We start from the raw sequence: 1,080 nt of genomic DNA, 5'->3' as shown, positions 1-1,080 counted from the left end.
CCTGCTACCCTGGGGCTAACCCGGAAGGGGGTGAAGGAGATGCTCAAGGAAGTGCAGGAGGTCAAGGTCGGCGGCCGGACGCGGCGGGTTCACGTGAGGCCCTTCGCCTGGAACCTGCACGCGCCCACCCACATGGAGTGGACCCCGGACGGCAGGCTCCTGGTGGTGGAGCGCACCACGGGCAAGGTGAAGGACGTCACCAAGGGCGGGGACATGGAGGAGGCCAAGCCCTTTGCCTGGGGGCTCCAGGGGCCCTCCAGCATGTGCCCGTTGCCCGACGGCAGGATTATTCTTTCAGAGTTTTGGGGCGAAAGGGTGGTTGACATCACACATGGTGGACCTGCCTCCCAAATGCCAGTCTTTTGCTCTGGCCTGATAAGGCCTTATAGCATCACTTGTGTTAGAAGTAGGAAAGGAAGTCATCGTATCTTCGTAGTCTCGTCAGCTCGGTCTGACTCTCTGGAAGATGTCAGGGGCCTTGTCAGCGAGATTACTACCGGAACGCCAACCCCCGTGATCATAGACATCCCGAGTCGGCGTTCGGTGGGTACCGAAGGGTTTACCCCTCCAGAAACTTGGCCAGAAAACTGGAGCGCCTTTGCAAGTAAGTGCAGTAAAAACTCATGGACAACCTTCCTACCCGATGTAGAGGATACCCTCGTTCTGGCGATTTCGAGCCTAGGACGCGTAGTGGTGTTTCCACTTGAGGAGCAAAACTCTAGGCCCCAGAGTGCCTTAGAGATAGCAGAAAGGCACACGATCGGTTACGATTTGGGTGAGCTCGGAGGTATCATTGGTCATCCCTACAACCACCTGCTGTACGTCACACAACCAATTCAAGGAACTATAATTGCCCTAGATCCGCAGGAATCTAGAAGCTATGCATTTGATCCCCCGGTTGTGAGGGGCTTGCCCTCTCCGACTTGCGTGCGCTTCACCCCAGATGGGGAAAAGATGCTAGTTTGCTCTCCCACAAATGGGGTCGTCTGGGAAGTAACAGGCTTCTCTTCATGACAAGCGTCCTCTAATGCTTGTGGCCCCGCTCCTTGCTCTGGAAGCCTTCCGCCTCTTCGGGGCGGG

The 1,080-nt window shown here is 56.8% G+C and carries 1 protein-coding gene; it reads left to right on the top strand.

The window, feature by feature from the left end:
• A partial coding sequence (locus ETP66_RS11815; RefSeq protein WP_236630335.1) for a hypothetical protein occupies positions 1 to 1,014 on the top strand: 1,014 nt, incomplete at its 5' end.
• Positions 1,015 to 1,080: the final 66 nt, after the last annotated feature.

This window comes from Thermus thermamylovorans (assembly GCF_004307015.1).
Classification (GTDB): Bacteria; Deinococcota; Deinococci; order Deinococcales; family Thermaceae; genus Thermus; species Thermus thermamylovorans.
Note: the sequence above shows the minus strand (reverse complement) of the source record. Positions and strands in the feature narration are given on the sequence as shown.